Here is a 21,339-nt window from a genome sequence, read left to right on the forward strand (position 1 = left end):
CGACGGGTAGGGGAGGACGCGTGACCGCGGCCGACGCCACCGAGGACAGGAGCGGCGCGACCGAGGCGGCCGCCTCCGACGCCCTGCTGTCCGTCCAGGGGCTGGAAAAGCACTTCCCGGTGACCAAGGGCCTGCTGCGCAGGCAGGTCGGCGCGGTCAAGGCGGTCGACGGGATCAGCTTCGACGTCCGCAAGGGCGAGACGCTCGGCCTGGTCGGCGAGTCCGGCTGCGGTAAGAGCACCACCGGGCGCCTGATCACCCGCCTGCTGGAGCCGACCGGCGGGAAGGTCGTCTTCGAGGGCCACGACATCACCCACATGTCGCAGGGCAGGCTCCGCCCGCTCCGCCGCGACATCCAGATGATCTTCCAGGACCCGTACTCCTCGCTCAACCCCCGGCACACGGTCGGCGCCATCGTCGGCGCCCCGTACCGGATCCAGGGGGTCCAGACCGAGCAGGGGACCAAGAAGGCGGTCCAGGAGATCCTGGCGCTGGTCGGGCTCAACCCCGAGCACTACAACCGCTACCCGCACGAGTTCTCCGGCGGGCAGCGCCAGCGCATCGGCATCGCCAGGACGCTCGCGCTCAAGCCGAAGCTGATCATCGCCGACGAGCCGGTGTCCGCGCTGGACGTGTCGATCCAGGCCCAGGTGGTCAACCTCCTGGAGGACCTGCAGAACGAGCTCGACCTGACGTACCTGATCGTCGCGCACGACCTGTCGGTCATCCGGCACATCAGCGACCGGGTCGCGGTCATGTACCTCGGCAAGATCGTCGAGCTGGCCGACCGCAAGGACCTGTACGAGTCGCCCATGCACCCGTACACCACCGCGCTGATGTCCGCGGTGCCCGTCCCGGACCCGGCCCGGCGCAGGGACCGCGAGCGCATCCGCCTGACGGGCGACGTGCCCAGCCCGCTCAACCCGCCGCCCGCCTGCCGGTTCCACACCCGGTGCTGGAAGGTCCAGGAGATCTGCAGGACGGTGGAGCCCCCGCTGGCCGAGCTGGCCCCCCGCCACCGGGTCGCCTGCCACTTCCCGGAGAACGCCCCCGCGGGACACTCCCCGGGGAACGCCGGGACCTCCGGCGGCACGACCCCCGGCGACGGTCAGGGCCCCGCGGTCCTCACCGGCTGATACCCCTTTCGGAGGCCCGCACGGCCCCGCACGCGGCTCCGGCCCGTGCGGGGCCGTGTGGGTTTCCGGAGGGACCACAGGGCTTCTCAGGCGCCCTTCACGGGCCCTGCCGGCGCCCCGGTCAGGGCAGCGCGCCCGGTGTGATCAACCCGGTCTCGTACGCGAGCACCACGGCCTGGACGCGGTCGCGCAGGCCCAGCTTGGTGAGCACGTTGCCGACGTGCGTCTTGACGGTCGTCTCGCTCACCACCAGCTCGGCCGCGATCTCCGCGTTGGACATGCCCTTGGCGATCAGGCGGAGCACCTCCAGCTCACGCTCGGTCAGCCGGTCCAGCCGCGCCGGCGTGGACTGCTGGTGGGCCGACGGCAGGTGCGCCCCGAACCTGTCCAGCAGGCGCCGGGTGACGCTCGGCGCGACGATGGCGTCACCCGCCGCCACCACCCGGATCGCCTGGACCAGCTCCTCCGGCGGGACGTCCTTGAGCAGGAAACCGCTCGCCCCGGCCCGCAGCGCCTCCACGATGTACTCGTCGAGGTCGAAGGTCGTCAGCACCAGCACCCGCGGCACGTGCGCGCCGCTCACGGCCTCGCGCACGATCCGCCGGGTCGCCTCGATGCCGTCCACCCCGGGCATCCTGATGTCCATCAGCACCACGTCCGGCAGCAGCGCCCGCGACTGGTCCTGGGCCGCCTTGCCGTCCCCCGCCTCGCCGACCACCGTCAGGTCGGCCTCGGCCTCCAGGATGAGCCGGAAACCGGTGCGCAGCAGCGGCTGGTCGTCCACCAGCAGCACTCGGATCGTCATCACGCGTCCTTGAGGGGGAACCGGGCATCGACCTCGAATCCGCCCCCGGGACGCGGGCCGATCCTCAGAAGTCCACCATAGAGGGCCACACGCTCGCGAATGCCCGCCAGTCCGTGACCTGTCACCTCCCGGTCGGCGGTCTCGGCCCCGGGGCCGAGACCGTCGTCGGAGACCTGGACGGCCAGAGCGTCCGGCTCGTGGCGCACCGTCACCCAGGCCCGCGCCCGCGGCCCGGCGTGCCGCAGGCTGTTGGTCAGGGCCTCCTGGACCAGCCGGTAGGCGGCCAGGTCCACCCCGGGCGAGAGCGTCTCCCGCTCGCCCTCGATCCACAGCTGCGTCCGCAGCCCGGCCTCGCGCATCTGGTCGACCAGGGCGGGGATCTCCCGCACCCCCGGCTGCGGGCCGCGCTCGGCCGGGGTGGCGTCGGTCCTCAGCACCCCCACGATGCTCCGCATCTCCGACATCGCGGTCCTGCCCAGCTGCTCGATCGCGGACAGGGCCTCGCGCGCCCCGTCGGGGTCGCTGGCCAGCACCCGGCGCGCCGCCGCCGCCTGGACGGTCATCACGCTCACGTGGTGGGCGACCACGTCGTGCAGCTCGCGGGCGATCCGGGAGCGCTCCTCGGCCCTGGCGGCCCGGGTGTCGGCCTCGCGGGCGCGCTCCATCCGCCGGTCCCGGTCGCGCAGCTCCGCCTGGTAGGCGCGGCGCAGCCGCACGCTCCGGCCGGCCACCCAGAGCGAGGCGGTCAGGACGGTCACCAGCAGGTGGGTGCTCCACCGGCCGCCTTCGCCGTCCGCCACGGACGACAGCAGGTAGGCGGTCACGGTCAGCACCGGGGCGCACAGGCTGAGCGCCAGCCCCCGCCGGGAGGCGATCGTGTAGACCAGCACCAGGGCGGCCCCCCAGAGCGGCCACGCGCCCCGCCCCGCCACGGTCAGCGCCCCACCGGCCAGGCAGACCAGGCAGAGAAGGAGGAGGTGTGCCCATGGCTGTGTCCATGGCGACGCTTCGCGTCGCGGTGAGGCCGCTCTTACCCGGCGACTTCCCTCGTCGCTCATCCGCTTCGCTCCTTCGCTCCTCGGTCCGGTCGCCGGCGCGGCCTCACGGATCCATGGCGACGCTGGCGCGTCACGGTGAGGCCGCTGGGATCCGGCGACTTCCCTCGTCGCTCATCCGCTTCGCTCCTTCGCTCCTCGGTCCGGTCACCGGCGCGGCCTCACGGGACTCCCCGGGAACGCTTCGAGGGTACGTCCCTTGCGGCGGCATTGCCCGCGTGGCCTCCCGCTGCGTCGGCGAGGGGCGGACGACAGGGCGGTGGGAGTTTCTCCGGGGTTTTCGTTATCCGCGTGCGGCCCGGGGGTCTCCTGTGTGGCGGCGCGTGCGAGCGCCGTCGGACCTTCCCTGCACGGCTTCCCAACAGGACAAGGACTTCATTCACTATGAGCACAACCGCCTCGCGCGGCATCCGAGCCGGACGCGCGTCCGTCGTACGCCGCGTCCGCCGCCTGTCGCTGGCCGGTGTTCTCGTCGGCCTCCTGAGCACCTCCGTGGTGAGCGTCGCCTCCTCGGCCGCCGCGGCCGAGGTGCCCCTTTCGCAGGGCCGTGACGCGGTCGCCTCCTCGGCGGAGCGCGGTGACCTGTCGGCCGCGGCCGCCGTCGACGGCAGGCCCGGTACCCGCTGGGGCAGCGCGTTCGGCGACCCGCAGTGGCTCGCGGTCGACCTCGGCAGGTCCACCGCCATCAAGAAGATCGTCATCAACTGGGAGAACGCCTACGCCACGGCGTTCCAGATCCAGACCGCCGCCGACGGCGACGGCCCCTGGAAGACGGTGTACGGCACCACGGCGGGCAAGGGCGGCGTCCAGACCATCGACGTGTCGGCCACCGGCCGGTTCGTGCGGCTGTACGCGACCAAGCGGTCCGGCCGGTACGGCGTCTCGCTGTGGGAGTTCCAGGTCTTCGGCACCGGCTCGGGCACCCCGGCCCCGACCCCGAAGCCGACCTCGACGACCAGGCCGACCCCGAGCGCCACCCCGACGTCCACGAGCAGGCCGACGCCCGGCGCCACCCCGACCTCCACGGCCAGGCCGACGCCCGGCGCCACCCCGACCACCACCGCGCCCGCGGGCGGCTGGGTACCGGTGGACCAGGCCGCGTGGAAGAAGGCCCTGGACGCGTACCACAAGGTCGCCCCCCGGCCGGTCCCCGCGGGGATCGTGAGGGTCCCCGAGTTCCAGACCAACTGCGAGGTGGCCAACCTGGCCAAGGACGACCCGATCGTGCTGCCCGGCCTGTCCGGCGCCTCCCACATGCACACCTTCTTCGGCCCGAAGGTGACGGCGACCACCACGACGGAGGACCTGCTCGCGGGGTCCACGAACTGCGACGCGCCCGGGGACAACAGCGCCTACTGGGTGCCGACCCTGATGCGTGACGGCAAGCCGGTCCCGATGAAGAACTTCCGCGTGTACTACGGCGCCCGGCTCAAGGACCCGTCGGAGGTCGTGCCCTTCCCGCCGGGCCTGGTCGCGGTGCAGGGCGACGCGAAGCGGCAGGTGGCGACGCCGAAGAACGCCAGCGGCCAGTTCTGGTGCGCCGGCAGCGCGGAGACCGGCCGCAGCGCCGACGGCAACTGGCCCGTCTGCGCGCGGGGCGGCAACCTGATCTACCAGATGACCTTCCAGGACTGCTGGGACGGCAAGCACATCGATTCGCCCGACCACAAGTCGCACATGGCGCCGATGAAGGACGGCCGCTGTTCCGGCTCCCATCCGGTCGCGGTCCCCAGCGTCTCGCTCATGGTCGGCTACGACTCCCTCGGCGGTGACGGCCTGACGCTGTCGTCGGGACTGCCGTCCTCGATGCACGGGGACTTCATGAACGCGTGGAAGCCGGAGACGCTCGGCGCGCTCGTGAAGATCTGCATCAACGCGAAGGCCAAGTGCGGCACCACGCCGGGCTGGGACCGCTGACCGGTCCCCGCCGCCACCTCGCACGACCTCGCCGTGCCGGTGTCCCCGCGTCCCGCGGGGGCACCGGCACCGTCAGACGATCACGGGGCGCGCTCCGGGGCCGTCGCCCGCAGGCCCCGCGCGGCCCGGGACCGTCATGCCGGCGATCTGTCGCCGTGCTCCTGGGCGGGTTCGTCGCGGGCGCCGGCCCGGCCGTCGGTGCGGCCGCCGGTGCGTCCGCCGGTGCGGCGGACGGTGTCGCCCGGCTGGCGGGCCGGGACCGGCGGGGGAGTGCCGCCGAACTCCGGGCACAGGTCCTTGTAGTTGCACCAGCCGCACAGCCTGCTGGGGCGGGCGCGCCACTCGCCCGTCTCCAGGGCCCGCTCGATCGCCTGCCACAGGGCCCAGACCTTGCGCTCGGTGGCCAGCAGGTCGGCCTCGTCGGGGGTGTAGCGCAGGATCTCGCCCTCGCCGCCCAGGTACATCAGCTGGAGCAGGCGGGGCACCGAGCCGCGCAGGCGCCAGATCACCAGCGCGTAGAACTTCATCTGGAACAGCGCCCTGGCCTCGAAGGCGGGCCCGGGGGCGCTGCCGGTCTTGTAGTCGACCACGCGGATCTCCCCGGTGGGCGCCACGTCCAGCCGGTCGATGTAGCCCCGCAGCATCAGGCCGTTGCCCAGCACCGCCTCCACGTACAGCTCCCGCTCGGCGGGCTCCAGGCCGGTGGGGTCCTCCAGGGCGAAGTAGCGTTCCAGCATGACGCGGGCCCTGGCCAGCCAGGCGGCCCGCTCCTGCTCGTCGGTGAACATGTCGGCGTAGGACGGCTCCTGCTCCAGGAGCTTGCGCCACTGCGGCTCCAGCAGGTCCCAGGCGGCGTCGACCGTCCGCTCGGGGGCGGGCAGGTCGTACAGGCGTTCGAGAACCGAGTGGACCATCGTGCCGCGCACCGCGGCGGGCGACGGGGGCTCGGGAAGCCGGTCGATCACCCGGAAGCGGTACAGCAACGGGCACGTCATGAAGTCGCCCGCGCGCGACGGCGACAGGGCTCCGATGATCGTGGGCTCGGACGTCGACATGACCGCACTGTAGGTCACGGTGACGACAGTTCGCGCCCGGACGGACCCGTGGCGTCTGCCGGAGGCGCGCCGGCGCGTACCATCGAGGCCTGAGGGCGGACCGAACGAGGAGTGGTGAGCCAGCGGTGAGCAGCGAGAGCCCGCGCCGGGAGAGCCCGGGACTGAGGATGGGGCGTCCGTTCGGCATCCCGGTCTACGTCTCGCCGACCTGGTTCATCGTGGCGGCGTTCATCACCTACGTCTTCCAGCGCGTCGTGGCCTCCTGGCTGCCCGAGCTGAGCGTCCCGCTGACCTATCTGGTCTCGTTCGTCTTCGCGGTGCTGCTGTACGTCTCGGTGCTGCTGCACGAGCTGGCGCACTGCGTGGTCGCCAGGATGTACGGCCTGCCGGTCCGGCGCATCACGCTCTACCTGCTCGGGGGCGTCTCGGAGATCGAGCGCGAGCCGGAGACCCCGGGCCGGGAGTTCATGGTGGCCTTCGCCGGGCCGCTGCTCTCGCTGGGGCTGGCGGCCGTCGGCTTCGCCGTCTACCAGGTCGTCCCGCCGGACACGATCGCCGGTGTCCTGATCTTCCAGCTCTGGTTCGCCAACCTGATCGTCGGGATCTTCAACCTGCTGCCGGGGCTGCCGCTCGACGGGGGCCGCATGCTGCGGGCCGGCGTGTGGAAGGTCACCGGCAGGCCCGGCGCCGGCACCGTCGTGGCGGCCTGGGTGGGCCGGGCGCTGGCCGTGGGCCTGGTCGCGATCCCCGTCGGGCTGGCGCTGGTGACAGGCCAGGCGCCCGACGTGACCAACCTCATCTGGTCGCTGGTGCTGGCCTCCTTCATCTGGTTCGGCGCCACCCAGGCGCTGCGCGGCGCCCGGGTGCGGGCCCGCATCCCCCAGGTCAACGCCCGCGCCCTGGCCCGGCGGGCCATCGCGGTGACCGGTGACGTGCCGCTGGCCGAGGCCCTGCGCCGGGCCGCGGAGGCGCGGGCCGGGGCGATGGTCGTGGTCGACCACGAGGGCCGTCCCACCGGGATCGTCAACGAGGTCGCGGTGGAGGCCACCCCGGAGGCCCGCCGTCCCTGGGTGACGGCGGGCTCGCTCTCGCGGAGCCTGGAGCCGTCGCTGGTGCTGGCCGCCGACCTGGAGGGCGAGTCGCTGATCGACGCCATGCGCGAGTCCCCGGCGGGGGAGTACCTCCTGGTGGAGCGCGGGGGCGAGATCTTCGGGGTGCTCGCCACGTCCGACGTCAACAAGGTGTTCAGCGGAGTTTAAGCGAACCGCAGGTCGTTCACAGGCGTCCCACTGAATACTCGCCGGCAGAGGGGCCGGACGGCGCATCCCGCCGCCCGTTCCCTCGTTCCCGGCCTGTACCAGGACCAGATCTCCGACCAGCGAACGGGCTGGTCACGTAGCTCAAGGGACGCATCCATTGGCACCCCCCCACACCCCGGCCCCGCGCGGTGACCTGACACCGGACCTGCTCGGCACCCCCGAGTGGACCGACCAGATGGTCGCGGCCGCCGGCATCCCCATGTACGACATCCCGTTCCTCAGCGTCGGTGGTGGCATCGGGTCCTTCGTGACCTTGGACTACCTGCGCATCTACGGGGTCCCGACCTCGCAGATGCGGGTGGTCTCCAACATCGACCACCCGTGGCAGACCTACGAGTTCCTCACCCGGTGCTCGCAGATCCCCCGCGGCGAGCGGATCCGCTCCGACTCCTCCTCCCGTCCCGACAACCTGTGGGGGTTCCCCTCCTACGCGCTGGAGGAGGCGTGGAAGGAGAAGAAGCCGTCGTACCTGTGGCAGATCCTCACCGAGCCGCTGCTGAACGACTACTGGACCCCGCGCGCCGGCACCGTCTTCGAGAACCTGGAGCGCGAGGCCAGGCGCATCAACTACTGGGACATGCTGGTCAAGGGCCAGGTGCGGATGGTCCGCCGCCGGGCGGGCGGCGGCTACTTCACCGTGGTCACCCCGCCCGAGGGCGCCGCGCCCACCAAGCGCATCGTCTTCCGTTCCCGCTTCGTGCACATCGCGGTCGGTTACCCGGGCCTGAAGTTCCTGCCCGACCTGCAGAAGTTCCGCACCGAGCACGGTGACTACCAGCACGTCGTCAACGCCTACGAACCGCACGAGCAGGTCTACGAGTTCCTCAAGACCAGGCCGGGCACGGTGGTCATCCGGGGCGGCGGCATCGTGGCCTCCCGGGTGCTGCAGCGGCTCTTCGACGACCGGGAACGGTACGGCCTGCAGACCCAGATCGTCCACATCTTCCGCACGTTCGTCACCGGCTCGCACGGCCCGCACGTCTGGTCGCGCCGCAAGGGCGGTCACGGCTGGGCCTACCAGGGCTTCAACTACCCCAAGTCGGTTTGGGGCGGCCAGCTCAAGGCGGAGATGCGCAAGCTGGAGGGCGCCGACCGGGCGAGGAAGTACAAGGAGATGGGCGGCACCAACACCCCTTTCCGGCGGCGCTGGCAGGAGCAGCTGCGCGCGGGCCGCGAGGGCGGCTACTACCACGCGGTGCAGGGCACCGTCGACCGGGTGGAGCACTCCGCGGACGGGCGGCTGGTCAGCTACGTGCGCAGCAAGGACGGCATCGTCCGTGAGCCGGTCTCCGACTACATCATCGACTGCACCGGCCTGGAGGCCGACATCGCCGAGCACCGCGTCTTCGACGACCTGCTGCGCAACACCGGGGCGGGCCGCAACCCGGTCGGCAGGCTGGACGTGGAGCGTCACTTCGAGGTGAAGGGCACGGCCAGCGGCGACGGGGTGCTGTACGCCTCGGGGTCGGCCACGCTCGGGGGCTACTTCCCCGGTGTCGACACCTTCCTGGGCCTGCAGATCGCCGCCCAGGAGATCGCCGACGACCTCGCACGGCGCGGGTTCGTCAAGAGGATGGGGCCGCTGCGCTCGACCGCGCAGTGGTTCAAGTGGGCCCGCAACTCGCCGGTGTAAGGAGTACTTCCCGTGGTTCCGACCCTGCTGGGCCGTGTTCAGACGCGCCTGTTCATGCTCGCCACCCTCGGCGTGCTCGTCACCCTGCTGATCGTCCCCGTGCTCCCGGGCTCCTCGCGGCCGCTTCCCGGGCGCTACGCCGACGGGCTGCTGCTCGTCGCGGCGGTCGCGGTGCTGGGGGTCGTCTGGGAGCTGATATATCACTTCCTGATGCAGTTCAGATGGGAGAAGGACTGGCCGACATCGTTCGGCCTGCTGACGCTCATCCCCGAAGGCCTTGTGCTGTACTTTTTGCTACGGTCCGGTGCAGTCGGTTTCATCGATCCGATTCCGCCGGCCGCCTTCTGGACGCACTTCACCGTCGTCTGGGTATGCATCTGGCTGGTGACGAACGGGCCCATGCGGGTGCCGTTCATCCGGTGGCGTTTCCGGGGAGGGAGAGTTCTGTGACCGACCAGGGCTTCGGGGTGGTGCGTCCGCTTCCGGGCAACGGGCTGGTGGCCCATGTGGGCGGCCTGCTGCTGGTGTGCGACGCGGCCGAGGCCGTCGTCGGGGATCTGCTGGGAGCGCTGCGGGAGACCGCGGGCTCCGGCGGCGACGGCAGGGCGCTGGCCCGCCGGGTCGCCCAGATCCTCGCCGTCTCGATGGGGGAACCGGTGGCGTGCGCCGTCGCCGGTCCCGTCGGTGACGGCGTGGCCGTCCTGGTCAGTGGTCCGGCGTTCGCGTCGGTGACCGGTTCGGCCGGAGAGGTCCGGCTCGCCGGGCGCGACGCGCTCACCTGGTCCGACCGGCTGGTGCCCGGCCCGGTGACCCGGGTCGAGCTGCGCCTGCCGGACGCCGGGGCCGTGCACCCGCTCTCCACCCTGGACGCCGGGGTGATCGTCGCGGGCGGGGTCGAGTGCGACCTGACCGAGACGCCCACCTGGACCCCGGCGCCGCGGCGCACGGAGCCCGCCGCGCCCCAGGGCGCGCAGGAGGCGCCGCGGATGCAGTCCGCCGCGCCCCGGGGGGTGCACGAGGCGCCGCGGATGGAGTCGTCCGCACCCGCGTCCATCCCGATGCCCGCGCCGCCCGAGCGGGTGGCGTCCCCGGAGCGGCCGTCCGTCCCCGAGCGGCCGTCCGTGCCGGACACCGGCGCCCCCGCGCCCTACCCGATGGGGCAGGCCGAGTCCCACCCGTCGGTACCCTCGCCCGTGGAGCCGCGGCGTGAGCCGCAGGCGCAGTGGCACGCGGCCCCGGACCGCGACCACCCCGCGGAGACGCCGTCCGGGCCCTCGCGCGCGCAGCACGCCGACATCGACACCGCCATGGCGAGCGGGATGGGCGGCGACCCGGTCGACGTCCGCGAGCAGCCGTTCGAGTACGAGCTGCCGGCGCCCGGCGGCGCGCAGCCCGCCGACGAGCCGCCCCCGGCCGCCGAGCCCGAGGCCCGGCCGCTGGTCTACGGGGTCGACTGCAAGAACGACCACTTCAACGACCCCCGCGTGCCCTACTGCGCGGTCTGCGGCATCGCGCTGGTGCAGCGGACCCTCGTCCCCTACAAGGGTCCGCGCCCGCCGCTGGGGGTGCTGCTCCTCGACGACGGCCTGACGCTGCGCCTGGACACCGACTACCTGATCGGACGCGACCCGGAGAGGGCCCCCGAGGTGGCCGACGGATCGGTACGCCCGGCCAAGGTCACCAGCCCCGACGGTTCGGTCTCCCGCCGCCACCTGCGGGTGGCGCTGGACGGGTGGGACGTGAACCTGGTCGACCTGGGATCGGTCAACGGCACCCAGATCCAGCCGCCCGGCGACCCCAACTTCTACGACATCCCGCCGAACGAGCCGGTCGCCATCATGCCCGGCACCACCGTGCGGATCGGCGTCTCGCGCACCATGCGCTACGAGTCGCACCGCAACCGCTGAGCGCCCCCGCTCCTCCGGCTTTTCCGGGCGGTACGGCCGTGGCCGTGCCGCCCGTGCCGCCCGTGCCGCCAGGACGTGACCGGCCGGCTCCACGCCCTACCGGCTGAGGCGTTCCAGCTCGGCGCCGAGCATCCGCTCCAGCCGCTCCGGGCCGAGCCTGCCCGGGTACAGCAGGCGGTGCACGCTCAGGCCGTCGACCAGGGCCAGCAGCCGCTCGGCCACGTCGTCCAGGTCCTCCCCGGTGACGATCTCCCCGTCCGCGGCCGCCGAGCCGAGCAGGCTGCGTACCAGATAGCGCAGTTCCTCGGCCTCGGCGCGCTGGGCCTCCAGCAGCGCGGGGCTGGTCATGCTGCGGCTCCAGAAGCCGACCTCCAGCCCGCTCTCGGCGACGCGCTCCTCGTCCAGCGGCAGGTTGTCCAGCAGCAGCTCGCGCAGGGCGGCCAGGCCGGTGAGGCCCGCCAGCTTGCCGCGCAGCCGCTCCACGATGCGCCGGTGCGAGGAGCGCAGGGCCGACAGCATGATGTCGTCCTTGTCGGCGAAGTAGTGGGTCAGCACGCCGTTGGAGTATCCGGCCTCCCTGGCGATGGCCCGGGTGGTGGCGGCCTCGATGCCCTCGCGCAGGATGATGCGGCGGGCCGCCTCGACGACCTCCTCGCGGCGCTCCTCGTGGTCAACGATCTTCGGCATCTCGTCCCCTTCCCCGTACGGCATCCGTTGACATTTTAGTCGGTCGCCCGTCTATCATCCGCTGAAGACATGAGGAGGACCCGTCATGACCGTCGTCACCCTCGGGGTGCACATCGTCGACGTGCTCGCCAGGCCGGTGGAGTCCATCCCCGCCGGGCAGGACACCCACCTGCTGGAGCAGATCCGGGTCACCGCCGCCGGGGCCGCGGCCGGGACCGCCGTCGACCTGGCCGCGCTCGGCGTCCCGGTCGCCTCGGTGGGCGCGATCGGCGACGACGAGCTCGGAGACCTGCTCGTCATGATCATGGAACGGCGCGGCGTCGACGTGTCCGGGATCGTCCGCAGGACGGGGGAGCAGACCGCCGCCTCGATCCTGCCCATCCGCCCCGACGGCGGGCGCCCGTCCTTCCACGTGCCCGGAGCCAACCTGGGCCTGTCGACGGCCGACGTCGGCCGCGAGCGGATCCTCGGCGCGCGGATCGTGCACCTGGGCGGCATGGACGTCACCTGGGGCCTGTACGACCCGGGGTTCCTCGCCCTGCTGGACGAGGCGCGGGCCGCGGGCACGATCGTCACGATGGACCTGCTGTCCAACATGCCGGACCTGATGCAGGGGGTACGGACCTTCCTCGGCCACGTCGACTACCTGCTGCCCAACGAGGAGCAGGCGCTGATGATGAGCGGTGCCTCCGGCGCCGAGGAGGCCGCGACCGCGCTGCTGGCCGAGGGCCCTTCGGCGGTGCTGGTCACGCTGGGCGCCGAGGGAAGCCTGATCGCCTCCAAGGAGGGGATCACCCGCGTCCCCGCCCTCGACGTCCCGGTGGTCGACACCACCGGGTGCGGCGACGCCTACTGCGCCGGGTTCATCGCCGGGCTGGCCGACGGCCTGGACGTGGCCGGGGCGGCCCGGCTCGGCACCGCGCTGGCCGCCCGGGTCGCCGGAGGTCTCGGCTCCGACGCCGGGCTGACCGGCGCGCGGGAGCTGCGCGGGGCCCCCGGGCCCCGTGACCCGGCGTGACCCCGTGACCCGGCGTGACCCCGTGTGGTCCCGTGACCCCGAGCCCCTTTTCGACCGTGATCTCCCGACCGCGACCTTCCCGACCGTGAAAGGACGACGCATGTCCATCGACGCCGAACTCAGGGAACGGGCCGCCAAGGTCGTCCCCGGAGGCATGTACGGCCACCTCAACGCGGCCCTGCACGGCCCCGCCTACCCGCAGTTCTTCGTCGGCGGCGAGGGCTGCCGCCAGCGGGACGCCGACGGCCGCGAGTACGTGGACCTCATGTGCTCCTGGGGACCGGTGGTGCTCGGCCACCGCCACCCCGCGGTCGAGGCGGCCGTCGCGGCCCAGCTCGCCGCGGGCGACTGCCTCAACGGTCCCGGCCCGGTCTACGTCGAGCTCGCCGAGCTGCTGGTGGAGACCGTGCCGCAGGCCGACTGGGTGATGTTCTCCAAGAACGGCACCGACGCCACCACCCAGGCGCTGATGGTGGCCCGCGCCGCCACCGGCAGGGACAAGGTGCTGATGGCCCACGGCGCCTACCACGGGGCCGACCCCTGGTGCACGCCGAGCACCGCGGGCACCACCCCGGCCGACCGCGCCGACCTGACCGAGTTCACCTACAACGACCTGGCCTCGGTCGAGGAGGCCGCGGCCCGGATCGAGGGCGAGGTCGCCGCGATCATCGTCACGCCCTTCAAGCACGACTCGTTCGAGGACCAGGAGCTCGCCACGCCCGAGTTCGCCCGGGGGGTGCGGGCCCTGGCCGACCGGATCGGCGCCGCGCTGGTGATCGACGACGTGCGCGGTGGCTGGCGGCTGGACCTGGGCGGCTCCTGGGAGCCGCTGGGGGTACGCCCCGACCTGTACGCCTTCAGCAAGGCCATGGCCAACGGCCACCCGATCGCGGCCGTCACCGGCGTGGACTCCCTGCGCGCTCCGGCCCAGACGCTCTACACCACCGGCTCGTTCTGGTTCAACGCCGCCCCGATGGCCGCGGCCAAGGCCACGATCGAGACGCTGCGCGACATCGGCGGCATCGCCCTGATGGAGCGGGCGGGCACCCGCCTCCGCGAGGGCCTGGCCGCCCAGGCCGCCTCGCACGGCTTCACGGTCAACCAGACCGGCCCGGTGCAGATCCCCTGGCTCTCCTTCGAGGGCGACGCGACCCTGGAGAAGGGCATGTTCTGGGCCGCGGCCTGTGTCGGGGAGGGCGTCTACCTCCACCCCTGGCACAACTGGTTCCTCTCGGCCGCCCACACCGACGCCGACATCGACCGGGCGCTGCAGGGCACCGACGCCGCCTACGCCAAGCTCAGGGCCCACTTCGGGGCCGACTGAGACCCGACCCGGACCCCGCGGGAAAAACCCGGAGGGCCCCGAAGGGCCGGAGGCGAGCCCGACAGGGAGCGGTCCGGCCCTCCCGGGCGGGCTCAGCGGCCCCCGGACCCGTCCGGCCCGCCCGGGGTCTCCCGCAGGCGGTACCACTGCAGGTCGTCCAGGCGCGTGCCGTCCGGGCCGGGCAGCAGCCCGCGCATCAGCGCCTCCCTGGTGAACCCCGCCCGCTCCAGCACGCGTTGCGAGGCGAGGTTGTCCGGGGAGGTGCCCGCGATGATCCGTTCCAGGGGGGTGTGCTCGAAGGCCCAGCCCACCAGCAGGTTCACGGCCCGGGTGGCGAAGCCCCGGCCGCGGAACTCCGGCAGCACGCTGTAGCCCGTCATGGCCTGCCCCAGCGGGGGGATCACCCCGCTGAGCTGGATGTCCCCGGCGAACGCGCCGGTCGAGGCGTCCAGGATCACCGCCTGGACCATCGTGCCGGCCAGCCAGTCCGCGCCCGCGGAACGGCACCGCTCGGCGGCCTCCTCCACCCCGGGCGCCTCGGGCGGGACGCTGTGCTCGACCACGTCCGGCAGGACCTGCAGTGCCAGGTAGTCCTCCGTGTCGGCCGCGGTGAGCGGCCTGAGCCGTACCGTCCCGTCGGTCAGCGAACCCCCGGGGAACCACGGCAGGTACGGCCGCACGCGCTCGCCGGAGTCGCCGCGCAGGCGCGCGAAGGAGACCAGGTCTCGGCGGGTGCCGTCGCGCCGCTCCTCGGCCCCGCGGCGCACGCCCTCGCGCCGGAAGCCCGCGGCCATCGCCACGCACTGGCTGGGCAGGTTCTCCACGTCGGCGAGGAGCTCGACGCGTTCCAGCCCGTGGGCCAGGCCCCAGCCGGTCAGGGCCGAGGTCGCGGCCGTGGCCACCCCGCGGCCCCGGGCCCAGGGCGCCACCAGGTAGCCGATCTCGGCGGTGTCCCGCGGCAGCGGGGGCTTGAGGCCGATGTTGCCGAGCCACTCGCCGGTCTCCGGATCCGCGATCGCGAACTCGGCGCCCCCGGCCTTCCAGGCGGCGCGGGCCGCCTCCAGGTACCGCAGCGCGTCGTCGTGGGTGTAGGGCGAGGGGACCAGGGGGATGAACCGGACGATCTCCGGGTCGGCGCAGGCCCGCACGATCGACTCGGCGTCGGCGTCGGTGTGGGGCCTGAGCGTGACGGGGCCGGCGGGGATCACTTCTTCTGGGAGCACACGGCAACAGCTACCAGGTTTCGGCCCGTACCGGCGAACCGTTTACCCCGACCCTCGATCGGACCCGTCCCCCGTCCCGGCCCGGTCCGGCAGGCCGGGGGGTCAGGTGCGGCCCGCCGGGGCGGGATCGGCCGCCGCCGGGCGCCGTTAACCTTGCGCTCATGGGTTTTCGCAGGCATGGGCCGTTTCAGGCCGGGGATCAGGTTCAGCTCACCGACCCCAAGAACAAGCGTCACACGGTGACGCTGAAGGAAGACGGCGTGTTCCACACGCACAAGGGCGGGATCCCGCACAGTGAGCTGATCGGCCGGCCCGAGGGCTCGGTGGTGCGTTCGTCCGGCGGCACCCAGTATCTGGCGTTCAGGCACCTGCTCCAGGACTACACGCTCTCCATGCCGCGCGGCGCGGCGGTGATCTACCCCAAGGACTCGGCGCAGATCGTGGCCATGGCCGACATCTTCCCCGGTGCCCGGGTGGTGGAGGCGGGCGTCGGCTCCGGCGCGCTGTCCTGCTTCCTGCTGCGCGCCGTGGGCGCCGAGGGCACGCTCACCTCGTACGAGCGGCGCCAGGACTTCGCCGAGATCGCCACCAGGAACGTCGAGAAGTTCTACGGCGGGCCGATGGAGCAGTGGCGCCTGGTGGTCGGCGACTTCGTCGAGTCCCTCGACGAGAGCGACGTCGACCGGATCGTCCTGGACATGCTCGCCCCGTGGGAATGCGTGGACGCCGCGGCGAAGGCGCTCACCCCCGGGGGTGTGATCTGCTGTTATGTGGCGACCACGACTCAGCTGTCGCGGACGGTGGAAACTCTCCGGGAGCACGGGAGTTTCACCGAGCCCCATGCGTGGGAGACCCTGGTTCGTGACTGGCATGTCGAGGGACTGGCCGTGCGGCCCGACCACAGGATGGTCGGCCACACCGGTTTCCTGGTCACGGCGCGTCGCATGGCGGACGGCGTGACGCCGCCACCTCGACGCAGACGCCCGGCGAAGGGGGCCAATGCCGAGGACTCCACGGACTCCACCACCTCCACCAGCTGATGACGATTCGGACACGAGGATCCGTGTACAGAGTGACGCGCGAACCGACCCTCATGTTCATATACTTCTAGTACTAAAAGCACTAAAAGGGATTAATCATCACGCACTTAATGTAGTCATACGAACACTGCTCGACCAGGTAAGGGACAGCCCCCAGATGGGTAGGGTTTTGAGTAGTCGGTCTCGACTGGGAAGGAGGTGACGCCGTGGCAGCTCGCGACGACGCTGAGGCTCGTGCCGCGCAGCGCGAACGGGAGGTCGCCGACCTCACAACACAGGTCTCCTTCTTGCAGGAGGAGATCACGGCGTTGCGCAGGAAGCTGACGGAGTCTCCCCGGCAGGCCAGGATCCTCGAAGAGCGTCTCCATGACGTGCAGGCGAACCTCGCGGCCGTGACGGGCCAGAACGAGCGTCTGGTGGCCACCCTCAAGGAGGCCAGGGACCAGATCGTCGCCCTGAAGGAGGAGGTAGACCGGTTGGCGCAGCCGCCATCCGGATTCGGTGTTTTCCTCGAAGCACGAGAAGACGGCACGGTGGAGGTCTTCACCGGTGGCCGCAAGCTCAGGGTGAACGTCAGTCCCGCGGTGGAGGTCGAATCGCTGAAGCGTGGCCAGGAGGTCATGCTCAACGAGGCGCTCAACGTGGTCGAGGCCCTCGGGTTCGAGGACCTCGGCGAGATCGTGATGCTCAAGGAACTCCTTGAGGACGGCCGGCGCGCGCTGGTGATCTCGCATGCCGACGAGGAGCGGGTGGTGAAGCTCGCCGAGTCCCTGGTCGACCAGCCGATCCGGGCGGGCGACTCCCTGCTGCTGGAACCGCGTTCGGGCTACGTCTACGAGCGCATCCCCAAGTCCGAGGTCGAGGAGCTCGTCCTGGAGGAGGTGCCCGACATCTCGTACGAGGAGATCGGCGGGCTGATGCGGCAGATCGAGCAGATCCGGGACGCCATCGAGCTCCCGTACCTGCACGCCGACCTCTTCCGCGAGCACAAGCTCCGCCCGCCCAAGGGCGTGCTGCTCTACGGTCCCCCCGGTTGCGGTAAGACGCTCATCGCCAAGGCCGTCGCCAACTCCCTGGCCAAGCAGGTCGCGGAGAAGACCGGCCAGTCCGGCAAGAGCTTCTTCCTCAACATCAAGGGCCCGGAGCTTCTCAACAAGTACGTCGGCGAGACCGAGCGGCACATCCGCCTGGTCTTCCAGCGGGCCCGCGAGAAGGCCTCCGAGGGCACCCCCGTGATCGTCTTCTTCGACGAGATGGACTCGATCTTCCGTACCCGTGGATCGGGCGTCTCCTCCGACGTCGAGAACACCATCGTCCCGCAGCTGCTGAGCGAGATCGACGGCGTCGAGGGCCTGGAGAACGTCATCGTGATCGGCGCCTCCAACCGCGAGGACATGATCGACCCGGCGATCCTGCGGCCCGGCCGCCTGGACGTCAAGATCAAGATCGAGCGGCCGGACGCCGAGGCGGCCAAGGACATCTTCTCGAAGTACCTCATCGAGGAGCTCCCCCTGCACCCCGAGGACCTGTCCGAGCACGGTGGCGACCGCCGGGAGACCATCTCCGGCATGATCCAGCGGGTCGTCGAGCGGATGTACACCGAGAGCGAGGAGAACCGCTTCCTCGAGGTGACCTACGCCAACGGCGACAAGGAGGTCCTGTACTTCAAGGACTTCAACTCCGGGGCGATGATCCAGAACATCGTCGACCGCGGCAAGAAGATGGCGATCAAGCAGTTCCTGGAGACCGGGCAGAAGGGCCTGCGGATCCAGCACCTGCTGGCCGCCTGCGTGGACGAGTTCTCCGAGAACGAGGACCTGCCCAACACCACCAACCCCGACGACTGGGCCCGCATCTCCGGCAAGAAGGGCGAGCGGATCGTCTACATCCGCACCCTCGTGACGGGCAAGCAGGGCACCGAGGCGGGACGCTCCATCGACACGGTGGCCAACACCGGTCAGTACCTGTAACGGCGCCCCGCCGGTCCGCGCGGACCGGCGGCACCCGCTGCGGACCGGCGGCGCGGTTCCCCTCCCCGGGGAGCCGCGCCACCGGCGTTCCCAGGCCCGCTCCGCGTTCCCGTGGCCGCTCTACGTTCCGGGGCCCGTTCCGCGTTCCGGGGCTCCCCGGGATCACCCGGCGCCGTCCTCGTGGCCGCCCCCCGCGCCCGCCTCCCGCCGTGACCGACCGGCACGTCACCTCGTTCCCACAGGTCACAGGGGTGTACGGGAACAACCCCCCGTCACGGGGAACCCAGGTGATCGAAAAGCCGTCCAAGTGGCGTGCGTGAACACTGCGGCCCGGCCCCCGGGTGAACGGCACGGCCCCTCGCGAGACGCCCCGGGAAGGCGGCCGTCTCGCCGAACTGGACCTGCTGAGGTTCACCGCCGCGCTGGCGGTGCTCGCCTTCCACTACTTCATCGCCTTCGCCTCGGTGTGGGGCGACCGCCCGGCCGAGCTGTTCCCGGCGATCTCCACGATCTCCGGGCTCGGCATCCTGGGCGTCGAGCTGTTCTTCATGATCAGCGGCTTCGTGATCCTGATGAGCATCTGGGGCAGGAGCCTGGGCGCGTTCGCGCTCTCCCGGCTGGTCCGGCTCTTCCCGGCGTACTGGGTCAGCGTGGCCGTCACCGCCGCGGTCTACGGCCTGACCGCCGCCACGGCCCTGGACCCCAAGCTCAGCCCGGGGGAGTACGGCGTCAACCTGACGATGCTCCAGCGGGCCTTCGGCGTCTACGACGCCAACGGCGTCTACTGGTCGCTCTGGGTGGAGCTGCGCTTCTACCTGCTGATCTCGATCCTGGTGATCGTCGGGGTGACGTTCGCCCGCTGCCTGGTCTTCATGGGCGTCTGGCTGCTGGCGGCCGGGTTCTTCGCCGGGAGCGAGGAGGCCTGGGTCGATCTCGTGATCATGCCCAAGTACGCGGCGTACTTCGTCGGCGGCATGGCGTTCTTCCTGATGACCAGATTCGGCCCCCGGCTGGTGCTGTGGTGTCTGGCCGGGATCAGCGGCGGCCTGGCCGTCAGCGCGGCGCTCGACCGGGTGGCCGGGCGGGTGGAGAGGGTCGGCTACGCCGCGATGCCGGTGCCCGACTGGGCCGTGGTCGCCACCGTGATCGGTTTCTACGTGCTGATGGCGATGGTGGCGCTGGGCTGGCTGCGGTGGCTGCGCTGGCGTGGCCTGGTCGTCCTGGGCGCGCTCACCTACCCGCTCTACCTGTTCCACACCGCGGCCGCGGTCGTGATCGTCCCGGCCCTGCGGGACACGCTGCCGCCCCCGCTGACCGCGCTGGTCACGGTGTTGGCCGCCGTCGCCTTCTCCTACCTGGTGTACCGGGTGGCCGAGCGGCCCCTGCAGGAGCTCGTCAGGGCCCGCAGGCGCGGAAGGTCTCCTGACACCCCCGGGACGCCCTCCCCGGCCTCAGGACCGCTCTCCACGATCCCTGCCGCATCGGGCGAAAAGGCTTCGGTGCCATAACTGTCCGACCACCGGGCATAGTGAAGGGTCTAGGGTCGGGAATAGACACCAGGCAGAGAAACAGTCCCTGATGAACAGAGGGTGCGCATGACGGTACGGCGGGTGATGGGCATCGAGACCGAATACGGCATCTCCGTGCCCGGACAGCCGGGGGCCAACGCGATGGTGACCTCCTCTCAGGTCGTGAACGCCTACCTGGCGGCCTCGGCGGCCCGGGTCCGGCGCGCGCGATGGGACTTCGAGGAGGAGAATCCGCTGCGCGACGCGCGCGGGTTCGACCTCGCGCGAGAGGTGGCCGACCAGAGCCAGCTCACCGACGAGGACCTCGGCCTTGCGAACGTGATCCTCACCAACGGGGCCCGGCTGTACGTGGACCACGCCCACCCCGAGTACTCCACGCCCGAGTGCACCAATCCTCGGGCGGCGGTGATCTGGGACAAGGCGGGCGAGCGGGTCATGCACGACGCGGCGGTCCGCGCCTCGGCGATGCCGGCCAACGCCCCGATCCAGCTCTACAAGAACAACACCGACAACAAGGGCGCCTCCTACGGCTGCCATGAGAACTACCTCATGCGCCGGGCCACCTCCTTCGCCGACATCGTCCGGCACCTGACGCCGTTCTTCGTCTCCCGGCAGGTCGTCACCGGAGCGGGCAAGGTCGGCATCGGCCAGGACTCCCGCGGCGAGGGCTTCCAGATCAGCCAGCGCGCCGACTTCTTCGAGGTCGAGGTGGGGCTGGAGACCACCCTCAAGCGGCCGATCATCAACACCCGGGACGAGCCGCACGCCGACCCGGAGAAGTACCGGCGCCTGCACGTCATCATCGGCGACGCCAACATGTCGGAGATCTCGACCTACCTCAAGCTGGGGTCGACCGCGCTCGTCCTGGCGATGATCGAGGACGGCTACTTCACCCGGGACCTCACCGTCGACAACCCGGTGCAGGCGCTGCGGGCGGTCTCGCACGACCCCACGCTCAAGTACGAGATCTCGATGCGCGACGGCCGGAAGCTCACGGCCGTACAGCTCCAGATGGAGTACCTGGAGCTGGCGCGCAAGTACGCCGAGGAGCGCAGCGTCAACGGCCTGGACGAGCCCACCAAGGACGTCCTGGAGCGCTGGGAGTCGGTCCTCACCCGCCTGGCGGACGACCCGATGCAGCTGGCCGGGGAGCTCGACTGGGTCGCCAAGCTGGAGCTCCTGGAGGGCTACCGCACCCGGGACGGCCTGCCCTGGTCGCACCCGCGCCTGCAGCTCGTCGACCTGCAGTACTCCGACATCCGCCCCGACCGGGGGCTGTACAACCGGCTGGTCGCCCGGGGCCGCATGAAGCGCCTGGTCACCGAGGAGGAGGTGACCCGGGCCATCGAGGTGCCGCCCAACGACACCCGGGCCTACTTCCGGGGCCGTTGCCTGAGCCAGTACAGCGAGTCGGTGGCCGCGGCCTCCTGGGACTCGGTCATCTTCGACATCCCGGGCAGGGAGTCGCTGCAGCGCGTCCCGACGATGGAGCCGCTGCGCGGCACCAAGGCGCACGTGGGCGAGCTGTTCGACCGCTGCCGTACCGCATCGGAGCTGGTGACGGCGCTGACCGGCGAGCAGTGAGCCCTGGGGGGGGGGGGGGGGGGGGGGGGGGGGGGGGGGGGGTCGGCGGGGGGGGGGGGGTGGGGGGCGCACCGTACGGCACCATCCCTCCCTCTCCCGCTCCTGTCCATCCTCTTGTAGGTTTCCCCACGCCTCCA

The 21,339-nt window shown here is 71.7% G+C and carries 17 protein-coding genes; 12 read left to right on the top strand and 5 right to left on the bottom strand.

Annotated features, from left to right (window positions below):
* Positions 1-20: 20 nt before the first annotated feature.
* Positions 21-1,136 carry an ABC transporter ATP-binding protein gene (locus ACZ6RT_RS02675; protein WP_399188616.1) on the top strand — a complete coding sequence of 372 codons (1,116 nt, stop codon included), beginning with the start codon at positions 21-23 and terminating at the stop codon, positions 1,134-1,136.
* 121 nt (positions 1,137-1,257) lie between these two features.
* Here ACZ6RT_RS02675 and ACZ6RT_RS02680 read toward each other — a convergent pair whose 3' ends face one another.
* Positions 1,258-1,941 (bottom strand): response regulator transcription factor, encoded by a 684-nt coding sequence (locus ACZ6RT_RS02680; RefSeq protein WP_344903073.1) that lies wholly within the window; start codon positions 1,939-1,941, stop codon positions 1,258-1,260.
* Complete coding sequence (locus ACZ6RT_RS02685) at positions 1,941-2,873, bottom strand: sensor histidine kinase (protein ID WP_470152027.1); 933 nt, start codon at positions 2,871-2,873, stop codon at positions 1,941-1,943. Before ACZ6RT_RS02685 ends, ACZ6RT_RS02680 begins: the two co-directional genes overlap by 1 nt.
* A gap of 507 nt (positions 2,874-3,380) precedes the next feature.
* Here ACZ6RT_RS02685 and ACZ6RT_RS02690 point away from each other — a divergent pair.
* Positions 3,381-4,913 carry a DUF1996 domain-containing protein gene (locus tag ACZ6RT_RS02690; RefSeq protein ID WP_470152028.1) on the top strand — a complete coding sequence of 511 codons (1,533 nt, stop codon included), beginning with the start codon at positions 3,381-3,383 and terminating at the stop codon, positions 4,911-4,913.
* A gap of 134 nt (positions 4,914-5,047) precedes the next feature.
* Here ACZ6RT_RS02690 and ACZ6RT_RS02695 read toward each other — a convergent pair whose 3' ends face one another.
* Complete coding sequence (locus ACZ6RT_RS02695; RefSeq protein ID WP_470152029.1) at positions 5,048-5,968, bottom strand: RecB family exonuclease; 921 nt, start codon at positions 5,966-5,968, stop codon at positions 5,048-5,050.
* Positions 5,969-6,135: 167 nt separating this feature from the next.
* On the opposite strand from ACZ6RT_RS02695, the gene ACZ6RT_RS02700 reads away from it, so the two are divergent.
* The 4 genes from ACZ6RT_RS02700 (at position 6,136) to ACZ6RT_RS02715 (ending at position 10,827) form a co-directional block, all read left to right on the top strand.
* Positions 6,136-7,227, top strand: a complete 1,092-nt coding sequence (locus ACZ6RT_RS02700; RefSeq protein WP_399188927.1) for a site-2 protease family protein — start codon at positions 6,136-6,138, stop codon at positions 7,225-7,227.
* A gap of 157 nt (positions 7,228-7,384) precedes the next feature.
* Complete coding sequence (locus ACZ6RT_RS02705; protein WP_470152030.1) at positions 7,385-8,920, top strand: hypothetical protein; 1,536 nt, start codon at positions 7,385-7,387, stop codon at positions 8,918-8,920.
* A gap of 12 nt (positions 8,921-8,932) precedes the next feature.
* Positions 8,933-9,370, top strand: a complete 438-nt coding sequence (locus tag ACZ6RT_RS02710) for a hypothetical protein (protein ID WP_470152031.1) — start codon at positions 8,933-8,935, stop codon at positions 9,368-9,370.
* Positions 9,367-10,827, top strand: coding sequence for an FHA domain-containing protein (locus ACZ6RT_RS02715; RefSeq protein WP_399188628.1), 1,461 nt, complete (start codon positions 9,367-9,369; stop codon positions 10,825-10,827). The genes ACZ6RT_RS02710 and ACZ6RT_RS02715 overlap by 4 nt, the downstream gene beginning before the upstream one ends.
* Positions 10,828-10,923: 96 nt before the next feature.
* Here the strand turns inward: ACZ6RT_RS02715 and ACZ6RT_RS02720 are convergent, their stop codons facing one another.
* Complete coding sequence (locus ACZ6RT_RS02720) at positions 10,924-11,514, bottom strand: TetR/AcrR family transcriptional regulator (protein WP_399188630.1); 591 nt, start codon at positions 11,512-11,514, stop codon at positions 10,924-10,926.
* A gap of 85 nt (positions 11,515-11,599) precedes the next feature.
* On the opposite strand from ACZ6RT_RS02720, the gene ACZ6RT_RS02725 reads away from it, so the two are divergent.
* Positions 11,600-12,532, top strand: a complete 933-nt coding sequence (locus ACZ6RT_RS02725; protein ID WP_399188632.1) for a carbohydrate kinase family protein — start codon at positions 11,600-11,602, stop codon at positions 12,530-12,532.
* A 100-nt stretch (positions 12,533-12,632) separates the two neighbouring features.
* Positions 12,633-13,856, top strand: coding sequence for an aminotransferase class III-fold pyridoxal phosphate-dependent enzyme (locus ACZ6RT_RS02730; protein WP_399188634.1), 1,224 nt, complete (start codon positions 12,633-12,635; stop codon positions 13,854-13,856).
* Between the two features lie 92 nt (positions 13,857-13,948).
* Here ACZ6RT_RS02730 and ACZ6RT_RS02735 read toward each other — a convergent pair whose 3' ends face one another.
* Positions 13,949-15,079, bottom strand: a complete 1,131-nt coding sequence (locus ACZ6RT_RS02735) for a GNAT family N-acetyltransferase (protein ID WP_470152032.1) — start codon at positions 15,077-15,079, stop codon at positions 13,949-13,951.
* 161 nt (positions 15,080-15,240) lie between these two features.
* Between ACZ6RT_RS02735 and ACZ6RT_RS02740 the strand changes: the two genes are divergently transcribed.
* The 4 genes from ACZ6RT_RS02740 (at position 15,241) to dop (ending at position 21,202) form a co-directional block, all read left to right on the top strand.
* Entirely contained in the window at positions 15,241-16,119 is an 879-nt protein-coding gene (locus tag ACZ6RT_RS02740; protein ID WP_470152033.1) for a tRNA (adenine-N1)-methyltransferase, read from the top strand.
* A gap of 206 nt (positions 16,120-16,325) precedes the next feature.
* Positions 16,326-18,089, top strand: coding sequence for a proteasome ATPase (gene arc, locus ACZ6RT_RS02745; RefSeq protein WP_470152034.1), 1,764 nt, complete (start codon positions 16,326-16,328; stop codon positions 18,087-18,089).
* A 341-nt stretch (positions 18,090-18,430) separates the two neighbouring features.
* Complete coding sequence (locus ACZ6RT_RS02750) at positions 18,431-19,597, top strand: acyltransferase family protein (protein WP_399188642.1); 1,167 nt, start codon at positions 18,431-18,433, stop codon at positions 19,595-19,597.
* An 87-nt stretch (positions 19,598-19,684) separates the two neighbouring features.
* A complete protein-coding gene (dop, locus tag ACZ6RT_RS02755; protein ID WP_344903034.1) occupies positions 19,685-21,202 on the top strand; it encodes a depupylase/deamidase Dop in 1,518 nt (505 codons plus the stop codon).
* Positions 21,203-21,339: the final 137 nt, after the last annotated feature.

The sequence above is a fragment of the Streptosporangium sp. NPDC050148 genome (assembly GCF_055586505.1).

What these genes read in the sequence shown, in the direction of transcription:
- ACZ6RT_RS02680 (WP_344903073.1), bottom strand. Translation starts at nt 1,941, where the DNA reads ATGACGATCCGAGTGCTGCTGGTGGACGACCAGCCGCTGCTGCGCACC.
- ACZ6RT_RS02690 (WP_470152028.1), top strand. Translation starts at nt 3,381, where the DNA reads ATGAGCACAACCGCCTCGCGCGGCATCCGAGCCGGACGCGCGTCCGTC.
- ACZ6RT_RS02695 (WP_470152029.1), bottom strand. Translation starts at nt 5,968, where the DNA reads ATGTCGACGTCCGAGCCCACGATCATCGGAGCCCTGTCGCCGTCGCGC.
- ACZ6RT_RS02700 (WP_399188927.1), top strand. Translation starts at nt 6,136, where the DNA reads ATGGGGCGTCCGTTCGGCATCCCGGTCTACGTCTCGCCGACCTGGTTC.
- ACZ6RT_RS02720 (WP_399188630.1), bottom strand. Translation starts at nt 11,514, where the DNA reads ATGCCGAAGATCGTTGACCACGAGGAGCGCCGCGAGGAGGTCGTCGAG.
- ACZ6RT_RS02725 (WP_399188632.1), top strand. Translation starts at nt 11,600, where the DNA reads ATGACCGTCGTCACCCTCGGGGTGCACATCGTCGACGTGCTCGCCAGG.
- ACZ6RT_RS02730 (WP_399188634.1), top strand. Translation starts at nt 12,633, where the DNA reads ATGTCCATCGACGCCGAACTCAGGGAACGGGCCGCCAAGGTCGTCCCC.
- ACZ6RT_RS02740 (WP_470152033.1), top strand. Translation starts at nt 15,241, where the DNA reads ATGGGTTTTCGCAGGCATGGGCCGTTTCAGGCCGGGGATCAGGTTCAG.
- dop (WP_344903034.1), top strand. Translation starts at nt 19,685, where the DNA reads ATGACGGTACGGCGGGTGATGGGCATCGAGACCGAATACGGCATCTCC.